This is a genomic window from Kiloniella laminariae DSM 19542 (genome assembly GCF_000374005.1).
Classification (GTDB): domain Bacteria; phylum Pseudomonadota; class Alphaproteobacteria; order Kiloniellales; family Kiloniellaceae; genus Kiloniella; species Kiloniella laminariae.
This window is the reverse complement of sequence record NZ_KB893135.1, coordinates 204,194-223,837: the sequence shown is the minus strand read 5'-3', so window position 1 is coordinate 223,837 and position 19,644 is coordinate 204,194. Positions and strand designations below refer to the sequence as shown.

The 19,644-nt window shown below is 54.9% G+C and carries 21 protein-coding genes; 15 read left to right on the top strand and 6 right to left on the bottom strand.

What is annotated here, in order from left to right; all coding sequences use genetic code 11:
- Positions 1-376 precede the first annotated feature (376 nt).
- Positions 377-658 carry a putative barnase/colicin E5 family endoribonuclease gene (locus B152_RS26105; protein WP_245549955.1) on the bottom strand — a complete coding sequence of 94 codons (282 nt, stop codon included), beginning with the start codon at positions 656-658 and terminating at the stop codon, positions 377-379.
- 202 nt (positions 659-860) lie between these two features.
- Here B152_RS26105 and B152_RS0105725 point away from each other — a divergent pair, with 202 nt between their 5' ends.
- The 7 genes from B152_RS0105725 (at position 861) to B152_RS0105685 (ending at position 6,491) form a co-directional block, all read left to right on the top strand.
- Positions 861-1,400, top strand: a complete 540-nt coding sequence (locus B152_RS0105725) for a hypothetical protein (protein WP_020591438.1) — start codon at positions 861-863, stop codon at positions 1,398-1,400.
- A gap of 225 nt (positions 1,401-1,625) precedes the next feature.
- Complete coding sequence (locus B152_RS0105715; RefSeq protein ID WP_020591436.1) at positions 1,626-2,447, top strand: bifunctional allantoicase/(S)-ureidoglycine aminohydrolase; 822 nt, start codon at positions 1,626-1,628, stop codon at positions 2,445-2,447.
- Between the two features lie 48 nt (positions 2,448-2,495).
- Entirely contained in the window at positions 2,496-2,792 is a 297-nt protein-coding gene (locus B152_RS0105710) for a hypothetical protein (RefSeq protein WP_020591435.1), read from the top strand.
- A 100-nt stretch (positions 2,793-2,892) separates the two neighbouring features.
- A complete protein-coding gene (locus tag B152_RS0105705; RefSeq protein ID WP_020591434.1) occupies positions 2,893-3,591 on the top strand; it encodes a tetratricopeptide repeat protein in 699 nt (232 codons plus the stop codon).
- Between the two features lie 140 nt (positions 3,592-3,731).
- Positions 3,732-4,541 (top strand): tetratricopeptide repeat protein, encoded by an 810-nt coding sequence (locus B152_RS0105700; RefSeq protein ID WP_020591433.1) that lies wholly within the window; start codon positions 3,732-3,734, stop codon positions 4,539-4,541.
- 139 nt (positions 4,542-4,680) lie between these two features.
- Positions 4,681-5,703, top strand: a complete 1,023-nt coding sequence (locus B152_RS0105695) for an SEL1-like repeat protein (protein WP_020591432.1) — start codon at positions 4,681-4,683, stop codon at positions 5,701-5,703.
- A 77-nt stretch (positions 5,704-5,780) separates the two neighbouring features.
- Positions 5,781-6,491 carry a tetratricopeptide repeat protein gene (locus B152_RS0105685; protein ID WP_020591430.1) on the top strand — a complete coding sequence of 237 codons (711 nt, stop codon included), beginning with the start codon at positions 5,781-5,783 and terminating at the stop codon, positions 6,489-6,491.
- A gap of 3 nt (positions 6,492-6,494) precedes the next feature.
- Here B152_RS0105685 and B152_RS0105680 read toward each other — a convergent pair whose 3' ends face one another.
- Positions 6,495-6,893 (bottom strand): VOC family protein, encoded by a 399-nt coding sequence (locus tag B152_RS0105680; protein WP_020591429.1) that lies wholly within the window; start codon positions 6,891-6,893, stop codon positions 6,495-6,497.
- 228 nt (positions 6,894-7,121) lie between these two features.
- Between B152_RS0105680 and B152_RS0105675 the strand changes: the two genes are divergently transcribed.
- Both B152_RS0105675 and B152_RS0105670 read left to right on the top strand, forming a co-directional pair.
- Positions 7,122-8,264: an SEL1-like repeat protein gene (locus tag B152_RS0105675; RefSeq protein WP_020591428.1), complete on the top strand. Its 1,143-nt coding sequence runs from the start codon at positions 7,122-7,124 to the stop codon at positions 8,262-8,264.
- A gap of 227 nt (positions 8,265-8,491) precedes the next feature.
- Positions 8,492-8,896, top strand: coding sequence for a GFA family protein (locus B152_RS0105670; RefSeq protein WP_020591427.1), 405 nt, complete (start codon positions 8,492-8,494; stop codon positions 8,894-8,896).
- A 23-nt stretch (positions 8,897-8,919) separates the two neighbouring features.
- Here the strand turns inward: B152_RS0105670 and B152_RS0105665 are convergent, their stop codons facing one another.
- Positions 8,920-9,873, bottom strand: a complete 954-nt coding sequence (locus B152_RS0105665) for a TraB/GumN family protein (protein WP_169337407.1) — start codon at positions 9,871-9,873, stop codon at positions 8,920-8,922.
- 253 nt (positions 9,874-10,126) lie between these two features.
- Here B152_RS0105665 and B152_RS25055 point away from each other — a divergent pair, with 253 nt between their 5' ends.
- Positions 10,127-10,588: a tellurite resistance TerB family protein gene (locus B152_RS25055; protein ID WP_020591424.1), complete on the top strand. Its 462-nt coding sequence runs from the start codon at positions 10,127-10,129 to the stop codon at positions 10,586-10,588.
- Between the two features lie 142 nt (positions 10,589-10,730).
- Here the strand turns inward: B152_RS25055 and B152_RS25050 are convergent, their stop codons facing one another.
- A complete protein-coding gene (locus B152_RS25050; RefSeq protein ID WP_083921818.1) occupies positions 10,731-11,801 on the bottom strand; it encodes an aldose 1-epimerase in 1,071 nt (356 codons plus the stop codon).
- A gap of 289 nt (positions 11,802-12,090) precedes the next feature.
- Here B152_RS25050 and B152_RS25045 point away from each other — a divergent pair, with 289 nt between their 5' ends.
- Positions 12,091-14,733, top strand: coding sequence for a hybrid sensor histidine kinase/response regulator (locus B152_RS25045; protein WP_020591422.1), 2,643 nt, complete (start codon positions 12,091-12,093; stop codon positions 14,731-14,733).
- A gap of 244 nt (positions 14,734-14,977) precedes the next feature.
- Positions 14,978-16,486, top strand: coding sequence for a xylulokinase (gene xylB / locus B152_RS0105640; RefSeq protein ID WP_026261312.1), 1,509 nt, complete (start codon positions 14,978-14,980; stop codon positions 16,484-16,486).
- 178 nt (positions 16,487-16,664) lie between these two features.
- Here xylB and B152_RS0105635 read toward each other — a convergent pair whose 3' ends face one another.
- Positions 16,665-16,865: a hypothetical protein gene (locus B152_RS0105635; RefSeq protein ID WP_020591420.1), complete on the bottom strand. Its 201-nt coding sequence runs from the start codon at positions 16,863-16,865 to the stop codon at positions 16,665-16,667.
- Between the two features lie 249 nt (positions 16,866-17,114).
- Between B152_RS0105635 and B152_RS24745 the strand changes: the two genes are divergently transcribed.
- Positions 17,115-17,591, top strand: a complete 477-nt coding sequence (locus B152_RS24745) for a recombinase family protein (protein ID WP_157230889.1) — start codon at positions 17,115-17,117, stop codon at positions 17,589-17,591.
- A gap of 221 nt (positions 17,592-17,812) precedes the next feature.
- Here the strand turns inward: B152_RS24745 and B152_RS0105625 are convergent, their stop codons facing one another.
- Entirely contained in the window at positions 17,813-18,046 is a 234-nt protein-coding gene (locus B152_RS0105625; RefSeq protein ID WP_157230887.1) for a hypothetical protein, read from the bottom strand.
- Between the two features lie 390 nt (positions 18,047-18,436).
- On the opposite strand from B152_RS0105625, the gene B152_RS0105620 reads away from it, so the two are divergent.
- Together B152_RS0105620 and B152_RS25780 are read left to right on the top strand one after the other, a co-directional pair.
- Positions 18,437-18,745: a hypothetical protein gene (locus B152_RS0105620; RefSeq protein ID WP_157230885.1), complete on the top strand. Its 309-nt coding sequence runs from the start codon at positions 18,437-18,439 to the stop codon at positions 18,743-18,745.
- 115 nt (positions 18,746-18,860) lie between these two features.
- Entirely contained in the window at positions 18,861-19,589 is a 729-nt protein-coding gene (locus B152_RS25780; protein ID WP_020591416.1) for a GNAT family N-acetyltransferase, read from the top strand.
- The last annotated feature ends 55 nt before the right edge of the window (positions 19,590-19,644 follow it).

Genomic DNA, 19,644 nt, shown 5'->3' with positions numbered 1-19,644 from the left:
TCCCGGTTGATGGTGAGTTGTGCAAAAAGCAAGGGGATTTTTCCATCTTACCTTGAATTCCGCCGACCTATTCATCTATAATCTGAAAGCTAGTCGCTCCCACATTGACGCAAAAAAGGAGAGGTTGATGTGCGTAGGTTGGGTGCAGGGACATTAAACCGGCTCAATCACCGACTAGTACTTTTCTCTGCTTCCCGGTCGATGGTGAGCTGTGTGAAAAGCCAGATGAAATGTCCATCTTACCTTGAATTCCGCCGACCTATTCATCTATAATCTGAAAGCTAGTCGCTCCCACATTGAAGCAATACCGGGAGATCCCCCTTTGAATCATGGGTGCGTAGGCTGAGTGCAGGAAGGGAGCCGGCTCAGTCATCGACTAGTACTTTTCATACCCGGTCATGACCCACACCTCGTTTTCTCCATTTCGCTTTAATCCCAAAAATATCCTCTCGTTCTTGGTTTCGATTATAGCCCTTCTTGCTGATTCAGGCCCCCAGAAACTCGCAAGTTTTCCTTCCGCAAGTATCACGGGCAGGCGTTCCTTTACAAATCTCAGGCCGTCAATGCCATCGACTGCGGTGCGCTTTTCGGCGATATGGCTCAATCCCCAACCTTTCTTGAAATTCTTTTCCGGGTTGCCGGGAACGCCGAGGTCTATGGTGATCTCGCCAAGATCTTCCCTGAAGAGCCTCTTTTTTGACGAAGTTCGGGTTTTAAGGACTTCGCTGATCTTTGCGGTCCATCCGCAAAGTTGGAAGGGGAGAACTGCCCTTTTCTAAAACAATTTCACAGCGCCCCGTATAAAAGTTATCCTTACTAAAGCGTGTAATTCTGAAGTGAAGCAACATAAGGCCTCGGATATGAAAAATTCATCTGATGGGAACGATGGTATTTCTGATTTTTCTCTGGATGTTGAAGAGTTTAGACGTGGCTGGATTGATGATGCTTCTCAGCCCTCTGTGGCGATGTTGAATAAAAGGAACTGGAAAGCCATTGTTGTCGCAGAAGTTTTAAATCCTATGGAGGCCGAGTGGTTAGCAGAAGCAAGTGAAAAGTATGCTGCTCAACAATTGGTCGGGTTGAGCTTTGAGTATGGCGGAACCCCGGAATTGGAAAGAGTATCTCCAGAAAGGGATGGATTATTAAATTATAATTTTGAAAATAGTTACAAATATATCTTCCTGACTTCATTTGATTTTGATTTTTTGTATTTTAAGGATCAGGTAAACAGGTTTTATTTACTGTGTGGAACGGATGATTTTTTGAAGTCCAGCTATAAGTGCAGCTCTGATACCGCAAAGATAATGTATTTTGATTATTGGGTTGATGATAGCTTTCATACGCCGGGTGAACGGCAGTTCTTAACAAACGTCTGGGACAAATATAACAGCCTTGATTAAGTCTGCGTCAGACATCTTCCCTTATGGCAGAGCTATGGGCGGCTAGGCCCCCGGCCTCCCCCGCTTTTGCCAGACCTGCACAGGGGTTGTGCCTGGGTTCTGGCAAGGGGCAGCGGATTTTGATTGATCGTTTTGGGCTGCGCGGGTAATTCTGTTAGTTCGCCTGAAACAGCGCTTTCCTGTGTCAGCGTATCTCTTGTCACCTTCGTTTTCGAGGCCCGAAACATGTCGCAAAGCTCTTACTATTCGCCCCAGGGTGGCTTGCCACCACAGACCCAGATCCTGACTGACCGCGCCATGTTTACCGAGGCCTATGCCGTGATCCCCAAGGGGACCATGAGCGATATCGTCACCAGTTTTCTGCCCCATTGGGACAAGACCCGGCTCTGGGTGCTCTCGCGGCCACTGTCCGGCTTTGCCGAGACCTTTTGCCAGTACATCATGGAAGTCCAGCCCGGCGGCGGCAGCACAAGGCCCGAGCCCAATGCCCAGGCACAGGGGGTGATCTTTGTCGTCGAGGGCGGCCTGTCCCTGACGATCGAGGGCAAAAGCCATGAACTGGCCGAGGGCGGTTATGCCTATCTGCCCGCGGGCTGTAACTGGTCGCTGGTCAACAACACCGCCGCGCTGGTGAAATTCCATTGGGTCCGCAAGACCTATGAAGCGGTCGAGGGGCTGGATCACCCCACCGCCTTTGTTACCAATGAAAAGGACATTGCCCCGACCGCCATGCCCGGCACGGATGGCAAGTGGGCGACCACCCGCTTTGTCGCGCCCGAAGACCTGCGCCATGACATGCATGTCAACATCGTCACCTTCCAGCCCGGCGGCGTGATCCCCTTTGCCGAAACCCATGTGATGGAACACGGGCTCTATGTGCTGGAAGGCAAGGCAGTCTACCGCCTCAACCAGGACTGGGTCGAGGTCGAAGCCGGAGACTATATGTGGCTGCGTGCCTTCTGCCCGCAAGCCTGCTATGCCGGGGGCCCGGGCCCCTTCCGCTATCTGCTCTACAAAGACGTCAACCGCCATATGAAACTGGGCTAGGGGGCATTGCCCCCCTTTTTTCTGAATAGACGGGGGGAGACGAAAACGATGATGCAGCAGTTAGAAACCCGGGGGAATTCCAAAGGATTTATCGTCACCTCTGTCGATAAGCTCTACCGTTCCCCGGCCTTTCAGCAGGGATATGAGGATTACCGCCGCGGGTTGCCGTTTCGATATCCGCAAAAATGCAAAGGCCCCAATCCCGGTCAGAAAAGCGCGGAGCAGGCCTATGAAACCGGACGGCAATTTGCCGCCTGGCTCGGGCCAAATTTCTATCGCTCAAATCTGGTCTGCCTGAGATCGCAGTTTTCAGAAGCTGTGCGCTCGAAAAGCATTATTTTGTAAGTCGCTGCGGCGATCTTTCGCCTCTTATCTCCCGCCCTCAATGCGGGTATTTTTTATCTGTCACTTTGCTTTAATTATAAGGCCGGAATAGAGTTTGAACATGAAAAAATCCCTGATACTCCCGCTGCTTCTGCTGTCGCTTGTTTCATCCCCGGCCAGGGCGAATGATTTCAGCACGGGCCTTGCCGCGTATAAAAATGGCGATTTCGCCACTGCCTTGCGCGTATGGACACCGCTTGCCGAACAGGGCGATTCTCTGGCCCAATACAATCTGGCTGTGCTGTACGAAAATGGATATGGCGTTGCAGCGGATGCTCAGGTCGCCGTGAAATGGTACAGGCTTGCGGCCGAACAGGGGGATGCGGATGCCCAGTACAATCTGGCTGTGATATACGACGAGGCAGAGGGCGTTCCCGAGGACAATCAGGCAGCCGTGAAATGGTACAGACTTGCCGCTGAACAGGGGCTTGCCGCTGCCCAATACAATCTGGCTGTGATGTACGACGAGGGAGAGGGCGTTGCAGAGGACGACCAGACCGCCGTGACATGGTACAGGATTGCCGCCGAACAGGGATATGCGGATGCCCAGTACAATCTGGCTGTGATGTACAACGAGGGAGAGGGTGTTCCACAGGACAGCCGCTATGCCCATATGTGGTGGAACATTGCAGGATCAGCCGGAGACCAGGAGGCGGGCAATAACCGGGACATCCTTGAGAAAAAAATGACGTCGGCTCAAATTGCCGAGGCACAGGAACTTGCGCGGGAATGTATTGCCGGTGACCTCAAGGGCTGTTGAGGGGCGGGTCTCCTCTAGCCTCCAACTTCGGCAAATGTATCTTTGCTCATCCAGTTCAGATATAAATTATTCATCATCACTGCGGGTGTTTTCTGAGCGCCCTCTTTCCTTCAATCGCAAAGCCAAAATAGAGTCCGGACATGAAAAAAATCCTGATACTCCCGCTGCTTCTGCTGTCGCTGTTTTCATCCCCCGTTTGGGGGGATGATATTGACAAGGGCCTTGCGGCTTATGAACGTGGCGACTTCGCCACGGCCTTGCGTGAATGGACCCCGCTTGCCGAACAGGGGGATGCCCAAGCCCAGTCCCTTCTGGGCTGGATGTACGCTGAAGGAGACGGCGTTCCCGAGGACGACGCGGCTGCAGCGACATGGTACAGGCTTGCCGCCGACCAAGGGCATGCCGCGGCCCAGTTCTATCTGGGGGCTCTATACGAGGAAGGAAAGGGCGTTCCCGCTGACCAGAAGTCTGCGGCGAAGTGGTATAGCCTTTCTGCCGAACAGGGACTTGCCGCTGCCCAGCTCAATCTGGGTGTTATGTACAGAGAAGGTCGTGGTGTTCCATTGGACAATGAATCTGCCGTGAAATGGTACAGGCTTGCCGCGGAACAGGAGCATGCCGCTGCCCAGTTCTATCTGGGGGTGATGTATGACGAGGGCGAGGGCGTTCCCCTGGACGATAAGATCGCGGTTAAATGGTACAGACGTGCTGCTGAACAAGGGCATAGTGGAGCCCAAACCAATCTGGGTTTTATGTACGTCAGAGGAGAGGGTGTTCCACAGGACTACCTCTATGCCCATATGTGGTGGAATATCGCCGCAACGGATGGGGAAAGTAAGAGCGCATCAATAGCCAGAGATACTCTTGAGAAGAGAATGACTTCGGAGCAGATTGCAGAAGCAAAGAGACTTGCCGGCGAATGTTTCGGCTGGGGCTTCACGACCTGTTGAGGGAAAGTCCCCTAACCGTAGACCTCTCCTCGATCTATCGCTATTTATCCTGGTCAGGCAGAAATGGCCCGCTCTCAAAACGGGTATTTTTTCTATTGGCCCCTTTACTTTGATTACAAAGCCAAAATAGAGTTCGGGCATGAAAAAATTCCTGATTATCCCGCTGGTTCTGCTGTCGCTTGTTTCATCCCCCGCTTGGGCGGATGATTTTGGTGATGGCCTTGCTGCCTATCAAAATGATGATTATGCAACGGCTTTACGCCTGTGGATGCCGCTTGCCGAACAGGGCCATGCGGGAGCCCAGTACAATCTGAGCCTGATGTACAGCAATGGCGAAGGTGTCCCAGAGGACGATCAGCTTGCAAAGAAATGGTTCGTTCTTGCTGCGGAACAGGGACATTCGGTGGCGCAGTACAATCTGGGTGTGATGTATGCCAAAGGATATGGTGTCCCCGTGGATGGACGTGTTGCAGAAAAGTGGTACAGGCTTGCCGCCGAGCAGGGCCATGCCTCTGCCCAGCTCAATCTGGGGCGGATGTACGAGAATGGCGAAGGTGTTGCAGAGGACGCCGCGGCCGCGGTGAAATGGTACAGCCTTGCTGCGGAGCAGGGAAACGTTGTTGCCCAGTATAATCTGGGGGTTCTGTACGAGAATGGAAAAGGCGTTGCCGAGGACGCCCAGACCGCAGTGAAGTGGTATAGCCTTGCCGGGGAGCAGGGGGATGTCGATGCCCAGTTCAATTTGGCTGTGATTTACGACAATGGATTTGGTGTGCCGGAAGACGACGAGGCCGCTGTGAAATGGTACAGCCTTGCCGCTGAACAGGGGGATGCCGCTGCCCAGTCCAATCTGGGGGTTCTGTACGACAGTGGCGAAGGTGTTCCCGAGGATAACCAGGTCGCAGTAAAATGGTACAGGCTTGCTGCTGAACAGGGCTATGTTGATGCCCAGTACAATCTGGGTTTGATGTATGCGCTTGGCGAAGGTGTTCCAGAGGACAATGTAAATGCCTATCTATGGTGGAGCATCGCCGGATCAGCCGGGGATGAGAATGCACTCAAGAACCGCGGCATTATCGAGAAGAAAATGACCGCAGCTCAGATTGCCGAGGCGCAGGAACTGGCGCGTGAATGTATGGCCAAGGACTTCAAAGGGTGTTGAGGGAAAGGCCTCTCACTGCGGGTATTCTCCCCATCCATATCTTGATTATAATTGTTAAGACAAAATAGAGTTTGGTCATGAAAAAATTCCTGATTATCCCGCTGGTTCTGCTGTCGCTTGTTTCATTCCCTGTTTGGGCGGATGATTTTGACAAGGGACTTGCTTCCTATCAAAATGACGATTTCGCCACGGCTTTCCGCCTATGGACCCCGCTTGCCGAGCAGGGCCATGCTGCTGCTCAGTACAGTCTGGGTTTTATGTACAGCAAAGGTCAAGGCGTACCGGTGGACAATGAAGCTGCAGTGAAATGGTACAGCCTTGCCGCCGAACAGGGGCATGCCTCTGCCCAGTTCAATTTGGGGAAGATATATGAAGAAGGAGAGGGTGTTCCTCAGGATTACAAGATCGCTATGCACTGGTACAGGCTTGCCGCCGAACAGGGGCATGCCTCTGCCCAGTATAATCTGGGGGTAATCTACAACGAAGGTCGTGGCGTAGCAGTGGACAATGAAGCTGCCGTGAAATGGTTCACCCTTGCTACTGAACAGGACCATGCCGATGCCCAATACAAACTGGGCTGGATGTATGCCAGTGGACAAGGCGTCCCACCGGAAATTCTCTATGCCCTTATGTGGTGGAAAATCGCCGGGTCAACCGGGCATCAAAAAGCAATCGAGTACCGGGACATCCTTGAGCAGAAAATGACTTCCGCTCAAATTGCCGAGGCAGAGAAACTGGCCCGTGAATGTATCGACAGTGACCTCAGGTACTGTGCTGATTGGCGCTAGGCTCTAGGCCGCCCATTCCCGGTTTTGCAGGACAACCCGGTAGCCGTCGAGGTCTTCAAAGGTTTTGCCGACCACATCCCAGTAATCGTTGTAGGACGGCACCAGCAGAAACCCTGCCTCAAGCATCTGCTGGCAACAGGCATCCCAGATCGCCGTGTCGGTAAAGTAGAACACCAGCAGGTTATCCTTGGTTGGAGCCTTGCCAACCACCGTCCCGCGGTGGTGTGTGAATTCCAGATGGTAACTGTGTTTCTCATGTCCAATGATCGAGCCGTCAAAACCGTTGTGGCCCTTGAACGTGCCAAGCAGTTTAAAGCCCAGACCCTCGACATACATCCGGGTGATCTGCTCCAGATTGTCTGTCGGGCGTGCGACCCTCAGCTTGCTGGTGACGGGGATCATGGGGTTTCCTTTATCATAAGTTGGAATAGGCATCATTCTGTTTGAGAGAATTTTTCAGGTGCTTGCAATGTATCAATTGTTTTCGCGGAAAAATAGTATATTTTCCCGTTGAATCTCTCCAGGGGTCTTTGGTTGTACCTGCGACCGTTTCTGTACGTATCGTTGCCACTGGCCTGTACGTCTTTGGTTCTGTCCGCTCATCCTGCCCGTTGCTTCAGAAAGTCTGTAATGTCTCGTTCCCTGCCTTCCCGCCTGTTCCCACTTGTTCTGTTCCTGCTCGTGGCGCTGCCGGTTCGCGGCGAACCGCTGCCCGGAGTACTGCCCGGAGTACAACAGGGAGTACAGCCCGAAGTACAACAGGGGTTTGAGGCGCTGCAGCGGAAAGACTTTGCCACGGCGCGGGCAAAGCTGGAACCGCTTGCCACACCACAGGGGCCGGATCGGGGGCCGGATCAGGGAACGAACCAGAGTACAGACAAGGGCGATGCACTGGCCCAGCTGGGCATGGGCCAGATGTACTTTAACGGCGACGGCGTGGCGCAGGACTATGTCGTGGCGCTTGACTGGTTCAGGCGCGCCGGGGAACAGGGCCATGCGGGAGCCCAGGTCAATCTGGGGTTCATGCATGAGAATGGTCTGGGAACCATCCCGGACAATGTCGAGGCAATCCGCTGGTATAAACTGGCGGCGGAACAGGGTGATCCCGAGGCCCAGGTTTCGCTGGGCGTGATCTATCACCAGGGCGGTGGCCGGGGGGGCGGGGCGTTTGATTCTAATCTGGAGGCAGCCCGCAAGTGGTATCAACTTGCCGCTGAACAGGGGCATGCCACCGGGCAGTTCAACCTCGGCATGGTTTATCATTTTGGCTATGGCATTGCGCCGGACCCGGCAGTGGCGCGGCGGTGGTATCAGGCCGCCGTCGAGCAGAACCTCTCCCGGGCTCAGTATAATCTGGGGGTGATGACCCGCGATGGAGAGGGAGAAGAAGCTGACCCTGTGGCCGCGGTTAAATTGTTCCAACTGGCAGCAGAGCAAAATCATGCCGCAGCCCAGTCGGATCTGGCCCTGATGTATCTCTATGGACTGGGGGTCGAGAAAGATGACGTCGCGGGCTTTGACTGGACCAGACGCGCCGCTGAACAGGGCTATACCCCGGCCATGAGCAATCTGGGTTCTCTCTACAGCACGGGGACGGGGGTGAAAAAAAGCCTTCCCCTTGCGCACATGTGGCTGTCTTTTGCTCTCCGGCAGGGAGAACAGAAAGCCTGGGGCTATCGCCTGGGCCTGGAAGCCGCTATGACACCCGAAGAACGGACAGAGGCCAAAACTCTGGCCGAAGCCTGCAGTGCCAGGGAATTCAAGGGCTGCTGAGGGAGGAGGCCCTCGCCCGCCCGCCCGCCTGCCTGAGCTGAAACTGGCTGTGCATGGGTGACTTATCAGGCGCAAGTTATCGGGATCAGGACCGTGTTATAAGGGCTCGAAAGTATTGCGTGCAAGGCATCTTGCAAAAGAGACCCTTCTCTTGCTGATATAATTTGTTCATGATACGTTCTTATTTGTGGATCAGCATTCGATAAATCAAAAGGGGAGAACAAGGTATGATCAGGGGAAGCTGTCTGTGCGGCAAAGTGAAGTTTGAGATCTCGGGTGCGCCCTATTCTCTGAGTTATTGCCACTGTTCGCGCTGTCGCAAGGCGGCGGGGGTGTTCTCGGCGGTTCTGATTGGCAAGGCCGATGACCTCAAAGTGACGCAAGGGCTGGAGGGTGTCGCCAAATACAGGGCCGGGCCAGACGCCAAATTTGACCGCTGCTTTTGCCCGGACTGCGGCACGTCTTTGGGCGATCTTTCCAGCGGTGAAATCTATGTGATCGCGGCCTCGGCGCTGGACGACGAGCCCGGCATCAAGCCGTCCCTGCACATCCATACAACATCAAAACCGGACTGGTATGACATCGTCGATGACCTGAAAAAATTCGACGGCGACTATATTGCCGAGAAGTGAGGTGGGGGGAGCGCCGTTTTCCCTCACTGCCGCACGGCGTCAATGCCCAGTTCGTTCAGGTACCACTGCAGGGATTTTTCGCCGCCGAGGTGGCCGGCGCCGACGGCGATGAAGCTTTTGCCTGATCCGGCGAGCAGTTTTTTGATCTGGTCGGCCCAGTCGCGGTTGCGGTCATAAAGCAGGGTGGCTTTGGTTCTTTCGTCCTCGCCAAAGCTGTCGTTGAGCAACTGGCTCAAGGTTGCGATATCGCCGGTTTTCCACGCATCGATCATGTCGTCGACCATTGCGGGTTCTTCGAGGATCCAGTCGAGCAGCTCTTCGAACATGGCCAGTTCTTCGGCGGGCGGGAGGGTGCCGAAAAAGGCCATCTGCTGTTCCAGCGTTTCAAAATATCCCAGCTTTAGACCGCGGTTTTTGGCTTCCTGCCACAGGGTCCGGTCGACCCCGGCTTCGGGGTCATAGCCGCGCTGCTGCATCTGGATTGTCACCAGGGTTATCCCGGCGAGCCAGGGGCGGAAGGGGGCAAAATTGTCGATGGTCTCGGGCGGCAGGTTGAGAAATTGCAGCACCTCTTCGTAGCGGGTTCGGGCAGTGGGGCTGAGGTCATCGGCAAAGGGGCTGCCGCTGTGGTTAAAGCCATAACGCCGGATCAGCGGCTGCATGCTTTCGGGCGTGGCATCGCCGACCGGGGCCTCGATATAGAGGCTGTCGGCGGCGGCGAAGGCTTGCTGTACCAGCGGGCTGCGCCATTCCAGCTCTGGCGGCAAGAGGTGGATGGTGCCGAAAATCCAGATCTCGCTGTCGGTATCGCTGATCTTCCACAAAGCCGGCGTGGGGACAGGCATGGGTGCCGGGGTAGATTGGGCGATAGATGTGGCGGCTTGCTGGGCCTGAACCGGGACGATCAGGGTGCTGTTGAACAACAGAAAGACAGCGGCAGAAAGCAAGGGACGCAGAGGTGACAGTGAAATCATCATGGTATCCGAAATCAGGAGCGATAAACTGAAGGTGACGCAGCAGAGAAACAAACAGGCCAGAGCCAAAAATGTTCCCTGTAACGCTACAGTCTTATGTCAAGTTTAGGCCAGAGATTTCATCTGTCATTCCGGCATTGTCGTATTTTTTTCTATCTATAGTATTGGCTATAGTATTGGCTATAGTATTGGCTATAGTAATGGACAGAAATAAAATTTCCTCGTTATCGACCTTCATCCCGATCAGGAACATATCATGACCAGCCTGTTGCTCGAGAAACTCGTCACCGAAGTGCAACGCTATCAAAACCGGGGCTTTCTGCACGCCTCTATGGCGGTTTGTGCGCTGGTGGCCTGTGCCGATGGCGAGGTCTCGATCGAGGAACGTTATTCCATCGACTATGCCATCGGCCATGTCGATGCCCTGCAGAGTTTTGAAACTGAAGAGGCAATTGAGCTGCTGGATGATTATATATACCAGCTGCGCCAGGGAACGCCGGAGGCCAGAGATACACTTTATGAGAAGGTTCGGGCTTTTGAAGGAACCTATAAACGTTCCCGGACCCTGATGCGGGTCGCCTATCTGATCATCAATGCGGATCGCACCGTCACCCCGGCCGAGCAGCAGGAGTTTGCCCGGCTCTGTGCCTTGCTTGGGCTTGAAGCTGACAAGCTCTGGCAGCAGATCGCCAGACAGCAAGGCAGCCGAAAATCATAGCCGAAAATCATAGCCAAGTATCCATGACCAAGTATCCATGACCAAGTATCCATGACCAACTATCCATGACCAACTATCCATGGCCAAACATTAGAGATCTGTGGGCGCCGACCTGAAGGTTTCCTGTTCCGGCATCCCGGCCTCACCCCGGCTCTTTTGGGCTGAAGCTCATCCAGACAGACCAGCTTTCGCCCGGCTCCAGCACTCTCATGCCGCTGTCTGCTGTTGGCATGGCGGCTTTGTCCGGGGCGGGGGCGCTGAGGTTGAAGGCGTCGGTGATGTGCGAGACCGGTTCGACGCAGAAGTAACCCTTGCCTTCCGGTGCATAGACCACCAAGCGGTCGAGATCCGGGCTGGCGCTGAGGTCCAGTTGCAGATCCAGCGCGGGCCAGGTGATCCGGGCCTGACCATCCCAGGGTTCAAAGAGGTTGTCACAGCGCAGTCCGGCAAGGGCCTTGCCCTCGCGCAGCCGCAGATGATCTGGGCAGGCAATCCGTTCTGTCGGCAGGCAGGTGGCATCGGTCAGCCAGACCGCCTCGACATTGGCCTGAAGCTGCGGGCCTTCTTGTTCCAGATCTTCTTGTTCGGGATCTTTTGGCGCGTGTGTCGGGAAATAGGGATGCATGCCCAGACCAGCGGGCATGGGGCGGTCAGAGCGGTTGGTCAGGGTGATCTCGTGGCGCAGTTCGGCCCCGATCAGGCGGAAAGTCTGGGTCGCGTGAAAGGCAAAGGGCCAGCCGCTTTGGGTTGGATCGGGGTAATCGGCGGGATCGTGGGACAGCTCCAGCGCAAGATGCTCCCCGTCCTGCTGGCTGGTTTGCCAGATCCGCTGCCAGCCGATGCCGTGGATGCTGTGCGGGTGATCCCCGAAATTCAGCGGCAGTTGCCAGCGCAGCCCGGCAAAGTGCAGCTGACCATCGCGCAGACGGTTGGAATAGGGGATCAGGGCAAAGGAAGCCGGACCTTGCGGGCGCAGGTCCCGGGGGGGTGTTCCAGGGCGATCTGACAGCTCTGGATGCTGTGGTGGGAGAGGGTGGGGCGGCATGGGGCGGAGCAGGTCAAGCAGACCGCCTTCCTTGCGTACGAATTGATAACTGGCCAAACACCCGCCCAGGGGTGTCACACTGAATGCAGCGGCGTTGTTGCTGATGGTGATCGGAAAGGGAGAGAGCTGCTGCAATATCGTTGTCCTGTTTTTAGCGTGACGTCTCATCGAAGGGTCTATACCGGCTGCTTTTCCGGTGTTGTTTTATCCAGTGTTGTTTTATCTGGCGTCGTTTCCCGTGGAAAGCGCTTACCTGATCAAGGTCATACCGTCTGGCCCCTGGGGTTGGCAATGGCATCCTGTTTCGCTGTTTGCGACAAATGTAGAAAAAATTGGTACACAAAGGTAGTGTGTACGAATTGTATTTCATATAATTGTTGAGGTGTTAAGCCATTTTTAACATCGGGTATGGTGTTATTGAGGCCGTATCCCACCCTGTCTGTACAGAGGAATATCTGTGTCGCGTATTTCCAAGGTGCTTTCCGGAGGTCTGCTCCTGATCATACTGGTTGTCGGAGGCTGGGGCCTGGGTATCTTGCTGGATGTGCGCCAGGAGAAGGACATTCTCACCGGAACCATAGAAAAACAGGTTTCCGTCTTTCGACTGGTTGAGGCGTTTGACCGGGCCTTGGGTTTTAACGGTTTTATTCACAATTACAAAAATTATATCCTCCGGGGGGATGAGAAATACAATACCCAGGCACAGATCAATATCGAACAGGCCCTTTCCCTGTTGGGTGAGTTGGAAAGCTATAGCGAGACTTCTGAAGAGACTGCTGCTCTTGGCACCGTTAGGGATACGCTGATTTTCTATCGGAAAATGCTGTCACAGTCTGTCGTACTGGTTCGGCAGGGCATGACCCCGTCTGAAGTGGACAGCCGATCCCGCATTTCCTACGCAGAATCAGCCGTGGGAATAGAGTTGGCCATTGGTGCCATTCTTGAACGCCTGACCGCTCAAGTGAAGGACTTGCAGGCGGCTGTGGACGACAAGGTTACAGACAGCTATCTGCTTTTTGGATTACTGGTTGTCCTGTTGATTGTTCTGATGGGCCTGACTTTTATGTTGGTTCGTATCATGAAAAGCAAGGACACGATCGATGCCCTATACCAGAAAACCGATCTTGTTGCCCGGCAGATGCGCGAAGCAGAAATCCTAGGCAAGGTGGGCTATTGGGCTTTTGACGTTTCTTCTTCCTTACTGGAATGGTCTGATGGTGTTTTTGCCGTCCATGATCGTGACCTTGCGAAAGGCATGCCCCGACTGGAACAGGCCATGGCCTATTACCATCCGGATGATCACGACGAGGTCGCCGGGCTGTTCACGCGGGCGCAACAAACCGGGGCAGCTTTCGAGTTTCAGAAACGGATTGTTTCGGATAAGGGTGAAGAAAAAACAGTATTCGTCCGTGGTGAGGTCAAGGCAGGGAAAACCGGGCAGGTGATCTTTGGGGTGCTGATAGATGTCACCGACCAGATGACCATTAAAGGTCAGTATGCTGCTGTAAAACAGCGCTTTGACCTGGCCAGGCAATCAACTGAAATCGGTGTTTGGGAATATGACATCGTAACGCAGAAACTGACCTGGGACGATGGCATGTTTACGCTTTACGGCATCACGGAACAGGATTTTCAGGGCGTTTATGCCGACTGGGCCGATCGTCTGCATCCGGATGATCTGGAACAGGCATCCAGTGATATCACGCGGGCCGTGGAAACCAATGAGCCTTTTTATTCCCGTTTTCGCGTGGTGCAACCAGATGGCACCACACGCTGGATCAATGGCCGTGCAAAGGTGTTCGCGGATAGCCAGGGGAGGGGGAGCCGGATGATCGGGGTCAATTTTGACATTACCGAAACGGTTGAATCCGAAGCCAAAATCAAGACAGCGCTTGATCAGGCCGAGCAGGCCAATGCGGCAAAATCGGATTTCCTTGCGGTGATGAGCCACGAAATCCGTACGCCGCTGAATGCCATCATGGGCATGCTGGAACTTCTCGACAACAGCAAGCTGACGTCTCTTGACCTGCAACTGGTCAAGACGGCCCGGTCCAGCAGTGAGCAACTTCTGACCGTCTTGTCGGACATTCTCGACATGTCACGGATCGAAGCTGGTAAGCTGGAAATAGAAGCCCGGCCCTTCAATGTGCTCTCGACCCTGCAGCAGATTATGTCACTACATAACAGCATCGCGCAGGAAAAGGGGCTTACGATACGCTATTCGCTGCCCGAGGATTCTCCTCCGGTCCTCTCGGGCGACGACAACCGCATCCGCCAGATCATTGGCAATTTCCTCAGTAATGCGATCAAGTTTACCCCCAAGGGGACAATCTCTGTTGATGCAACTGTCATTCCGACCTCCCCCGAAGAGACCGACGCTGTTTTCACCATCAAGGTGACCGATCAGGGCATCGGTATTCCGAAAGAAAAGGTCACGGCGCTGTTTCAACCCTTTGAACAGATTGATGGTGGTCGCACCCGTAAATACGGCGGTACCGGGCTGGGACTGTCGATCTGTAAACGCCTGGCCGAGGCTATGGGCGGGACCGTCGGCTGTGATAGTGAAGAAGGCAAGGGCAGCAGTTTCTGGCTTCGCCTGGAGCTGCCGATCAGTCATGAAGCCAAACAAAGCCCCAAACGGGATCTAAAAGATGTTGTCCTGCCCCAGTTGAAAATCCTCGCTGCTGAAGATGCCAGACCAAATCAGTTCCTTCTGATTAATATGCTACAGAAAAAACTGGGGATGGATCTGCATGTAGTGGGCAACGGGGCGCTGGCTGTGGAGGCGGTACAGGAAGATGACTATGATGTTATCCTGATGGATGTCCAGATGCCGGTGATGGACGGGGTCACAGCAACCAAGGCGATCCGGGCGCTGGATGCCCCCTGTGCGACAATACCGATTATCGGCCTGACCGCCAACGCCCTGAGCGAACAAAGGGATGAATATCTTGGGGCGGGGATGACCTATTGCCTGACCAAGCCGATTGACTGGCGCGAACTGATTGTGACCCTGGCGTCTATAAAGGAGCCAGAGGATGCAGATGAAGACGCGGAAGAACAGAACCCAGGAGAAGTACAAGCCGAAGTCCTTTCCTGAAGATCTTCGCGCGAGGGTCCTGTGGGGGCGAGACTGATTGCGTCTGACCCGTTTTCGGTTGATCTTTCCCCCGTTTTGGCCCGCTTTTCTTGGTGCACTCCGGGTGCCAGAGTACCGGATGCGATAATACCGGATACCAGTTGAAAGCATAAAAGTCTGTGCAGGATCACTGCGCATTGACAGGCATGCCTTGTGGCTCAAGTATATTTCCAGAAAAACACTTTTGCAGACGGGGCGGGAAAAAATGTATCTGGGACTGGATATCGGTACGTCGGGGATCAAGGCGGTGATCTGTGACCCACAGCAGGATGTGGTGGCCCAGGTCGAGATTCCCCTGACGGTGACGCGCCCGAAACCCCTGTGGTCCGAGCAAAACCCCGAGGACTGGTGGCAGGCCGTGCAACAGGCCTTTGCCGGACTTCAGGCGGAAAATCCCCGGGCTTTTGCCGCGGTAAAGGCCATTGGTCTGGCCGGACAGATGCACGGGGCGGTGCTGCTTGATCGTGAAGGGCAGGTCTTGCGCCCGGCGATCCTGTGGAACGATGGCCGTTGCAGCGCGGAATGTGCTTTGCTGGAACAACAGGCCCCCGATCTGCGCAGGATCTCGGGCAACATCGCCATGCCGGGGTTTACCGCGCCCAAGTTGCTGTGGGTGGCGCGATATGAGCCGGAAATTTTCGAAAAAATTGCAACAGTCCTGCTGCCCAAGGACTATATCCGCTTCTGCCTGACCGGGGATTATGTGTCGGACATGTCTGATGCGGCGGGGACGCTCTGGCTGGATGTGGCCGCGCGCGACTGGTCGGATGAACTGCTGAGTGCAACCGGGATGAGCCGGGCGCAGATGCCCCGCCTGATCGAAGGCTGTGCGTCCAGCGGAACTCTTTTACCCGCTATTGTCCGGCGCTGGGGCTTTTCCCCGGATTGTTTGGTGGCGGGCGGGGCAGGAGACAATGCCGCAGGGGCGATTGGATTGGGCGCGGTTAAACCGGGTCAGGCGTTTCTGTCGCTGGGAACTTCGGGGGTGCTGTTTGTCTGTAATGACAAATTCTCGCCCAACCCGGCCGATGCGGTTCATGCCTTTTGCCACTGTCTGCCGCAGAGCTGGCACCAGATGTCTGTCATCCTCAGTGCGGCAAGCTGTGTTGGCTGGGTCACGCGCCTGGCCGGGGCAAAGAATGAAGTCGAACTGCTGTCGGAAATCGCTGTCCTTGACCAGAAAGAAGCAGACCAGACCTTTTCAGACCCGTGCCAAACGGATGAGAGGGACGCTGGCCCCCTGTTCCTGCCCTATCTTTCGGGGGAACGCACGCCGCATAACGATCCGCAAGCGCAGGGGGTGTTTTTTGGCCTTACCCATGAAACTGACCGGGCGGTGCTGGGGCGTGCTGTGCTTGAGGGCGTGGCCTTTGCCTTTGCTGATGGCCTTGAGGCGCTGTTGGCCGCCGGGGGCGATATCGATGCCATATCAGTCATTGGTGGTGGCGCCCGCAGCAGTCTGTGGGGGCAGATTCTGGCCAACACATTGGGGCGGGAATTGCACTATCACGTGGCGACAGAAGTTGGCCCGGCCTTTGGTGCCGCCCGGCTCGCCCGGCTGGCCGCCGGGGAGGGCAGCATTGCCGAGATCTGTGTCACACCGGAAATCCGCCAGATCATCCGCCCGGACCCGCAACAGCAGGCTGTTGCCCAGATCCGGCTGACCCGCTATCGCGATCTCTATCAGACGTTGAAAGGTAAATTTGCTGCCTGACGTTTGTTCTTTTGATCGGAAACAGTAAGAAGATCACAAAAGGCAAGGTAGCAAATAGCCCCGTAACTCCGTAACCCTTTAACCCCGTAACCCTTTAACCCCGTAACAAAGGGCTGGTGCAGCTTTTCCGGTTCAGATGACCCGAGCGGCATAAAAGGAAAAGTGCCGCTGTCTTTGCCTATGCGGTTTGCAGGGCGCGGCGCTCCAGCTGCTGCATCTTTGCCTGTGAAGCTTCCTGCCACAGCTCAACCCGCCCGGCCCGCCGGGGAGGCAGGGGCGCGGGGCGCAGTTTGGGACAGGCAACTGTGCGCAGGGCAAAGATCACGTCTGTCTGGCGGGTCTTGTTGGAGGAGGGGTTTTCTTCTGTGTTGTCCTGCATCGCTCAGTCTCTTGTGGCGGGTTATTTTTCGGGGCTGAATTCCAGGGACGTATTTGTAGGCGTTATGCTTAACGTTCCCAGAATCTCCCCAGAATCTCCCCAGAATCCCCCCAGACTGCCCGGCAATAATGCACAAGAGATGACCTGAATATGGCGGGAATGGGAAGGTGATGCCAAAGTCGATTTTTTGGGGACTTGGAAATACAGGGCAGTCCTGTCTATAAATAACTTAAATCATACCAAGAATTTGTGAGTGAATCTGCGGGACGGAATATGAAAATCGGCTATGCCAGGGTATCGGCGGAGGGGCAAAATCTGGCGCAGCAGATCACAGCGCTGGAGGAAGCGGGCTGCGAGCGGATCTTTGACGAGGTGATAACCTCGAACCGCGTGGTGCGTCCGGCGCTGGATCAGGCACTGGCGCTGGCTCAGGCGGGGGATACGCTGGTGGTCTGGCGGCTGGACCGTCTGGGGCGGCGCACGGTCGAGCTGATCGACTTTATCCGGGCGCTGGAAGGCCGCGCGATTGATTTCCAGTCCCTGCACGAAGGCATCAATACCGCCACACCACTGGGCCGCATGGTCTACAGCTTTATCACCGCCCTGGCCGAGAACGAACGCGACCTGGCGATTGAACGCAGCCTGAAGGCGGTCAAGCCAGTGAAATCCGGGAAGCCAGTAAAGCCTGGGAAATCAGCGAATAAGGTAAAAGCCAAGAGCTCTTAAACGCGAAGATTCTTGGTAATTTTGCCAGGGAAGGCAAGCGGTTGATAATGGCAAAACAAAAGCCCCCGGCGGGCTGGTCCGGGGGCTTTGGCCTATTCCAGATGCTGACCGCTGTGATCGCTTTCCGGGATCGCTTTGGGGCATTCTGGTGTCTTGTCTCCGGTATCTCGGTATCTCGGTATCTCTGGTGTCTCTGGTGTCTCTGCGTGAGGGCGGGAAGACTATCCCCGGTTCAGTTCCTGGAGCAGGTGGCGGAATTCGCCTTCGGAAAATTCCAGTTCCGGGCTTTCCTGCATGGTATTGAGTTGCAACAGCTTATTGTCGAGATAGGGGCTGAGTTCCCGGTCGTGCGCCCGGTAAATTTTTACCGCTGCCCGGGAAATCTGACGGGGGTTATACCCGCTTTTCAGCTCGTTCTGTAAATCTTCGTGGAGGTTTTTTGCACTGTACGCCACTTCCGAACTCCCTGTCACAAGGTTGGGTCCCGGTGGCTTTTTCAAGGCCGTCATCAGGACCGGATTGCTGATTGAACTGGGTTCCGAACCGCCCTGTTACAGGCCGTTCCGCTGGCAACACTTGTCTTGTCCCCTGAAAATTTCTGTCCCTGAAGTCTGCGAACTTCACGTTACCACCCGAAGAGCATTCCGCTTCTTGCCGGGGCCGTTCCTGCGAACACAAGCGACGATGTTACCACTGCCGGAGAAAAGCACCAAGAGGGACAAATTCCTATAGTGACCCCTCATAATCTATAGCGGAGTTAATCCCTGCTCTTGAAACAACTGATCCTTGTGCTGATATTAAAAAGCACCAGTAAGAGGCTATCGGTCAGGCGGCTGATCAGGTGGTTGACCAGATGGTTTCAGGGCCGCAGGTACGAACGGGGATATGCTTTGGGCGAGTTGATTATCGAGGTGATCGGCGCACTGCTGCGCGCAGTATTTTTCCTGCTGGAGTATGTGGTCTTTGATCTTTTTTTCGAAGGTCTGAAATGGTTTTTCCGGGTCTGTGTGATGGGCTGGATCAATCTCTGGTCTCTGCCGTTTAAAAAAATGCTGCCACAAAGCCGCCTGCGGGTCGGCGTGATGGCGAGCATCTGTGCGCTGGCATTTAATCCTGTTACCCTGCCGATTGCGGGGTATTATCTGTTGGTCTAATTTCTATAGCTGGTTGTTTCACCGATGTTTCACCGTTGTTTCATCGGTGCGATTTCTCCATGGCTATCCGGGCAAAAAATACAGATGTCACCCGAAAGTATGATCAGGACCTGTTATGCAGAAGCAACTTCTTCCCTCTTTCGAAAGCGAGCGCCTGTTGGTCCGCCCGCGGGTGTTGGGTGATCTGGAGGCCTGTCTGGCGATGGATCGTGATCCCGAGGTGACGCGCTATATTCCCGGGCCCTGGAAAGATCCGCAAAAGCACCCGAATGATCACCCGAATGATCATAGGAATTTTGTTCTGGCGCGGATGACGGCGGACTATCCGGCTGGGCTGGGTTACTGGTCGGTGATGGCAAAGGCCAGCGGCAATAAGGAACAGCCCGAAGCCTTTCTCGGCTGGATCCTGCTGCTGGCTTATCCTGAGGTGACCTCGGAAATTTTGCCGGAAAATGCGGATGGGGGTAGGGTCTATCCAGAGGGGGAGTGTCCGGATCGGGTCGAGATCGGCTGGCGCTTTGCCCGGGCGGCCTGGGGGCACGGTTATGCCATCACGCGTATGAAACGCATGAAGCCCTATCTGGACCATGGCTTTTTGGAACTCGACAATAATACAGCCGAGCGATCCATGCGGCCCATTGCGCTTGGCCGTAAAAACTACTTGTTTATGGGATCTGATCGAGGCGGCAAGTCTGCTGCGATTGCTTATACCCTCATTGAAACGGCTAAACTTAACAAAATTGATCCGCAAGCCTGGTTAACAGATGTGTTGGGACGGATTGCCGATCATAAGATCAACCGTATCAACGAGCTGCTACGTTGGAACTATATTCAGCAGAGCTGAGTATAGTTGGGATAGTCAGTGATGGTTGGTCTGGGGGATCGGACGGTTGCATACT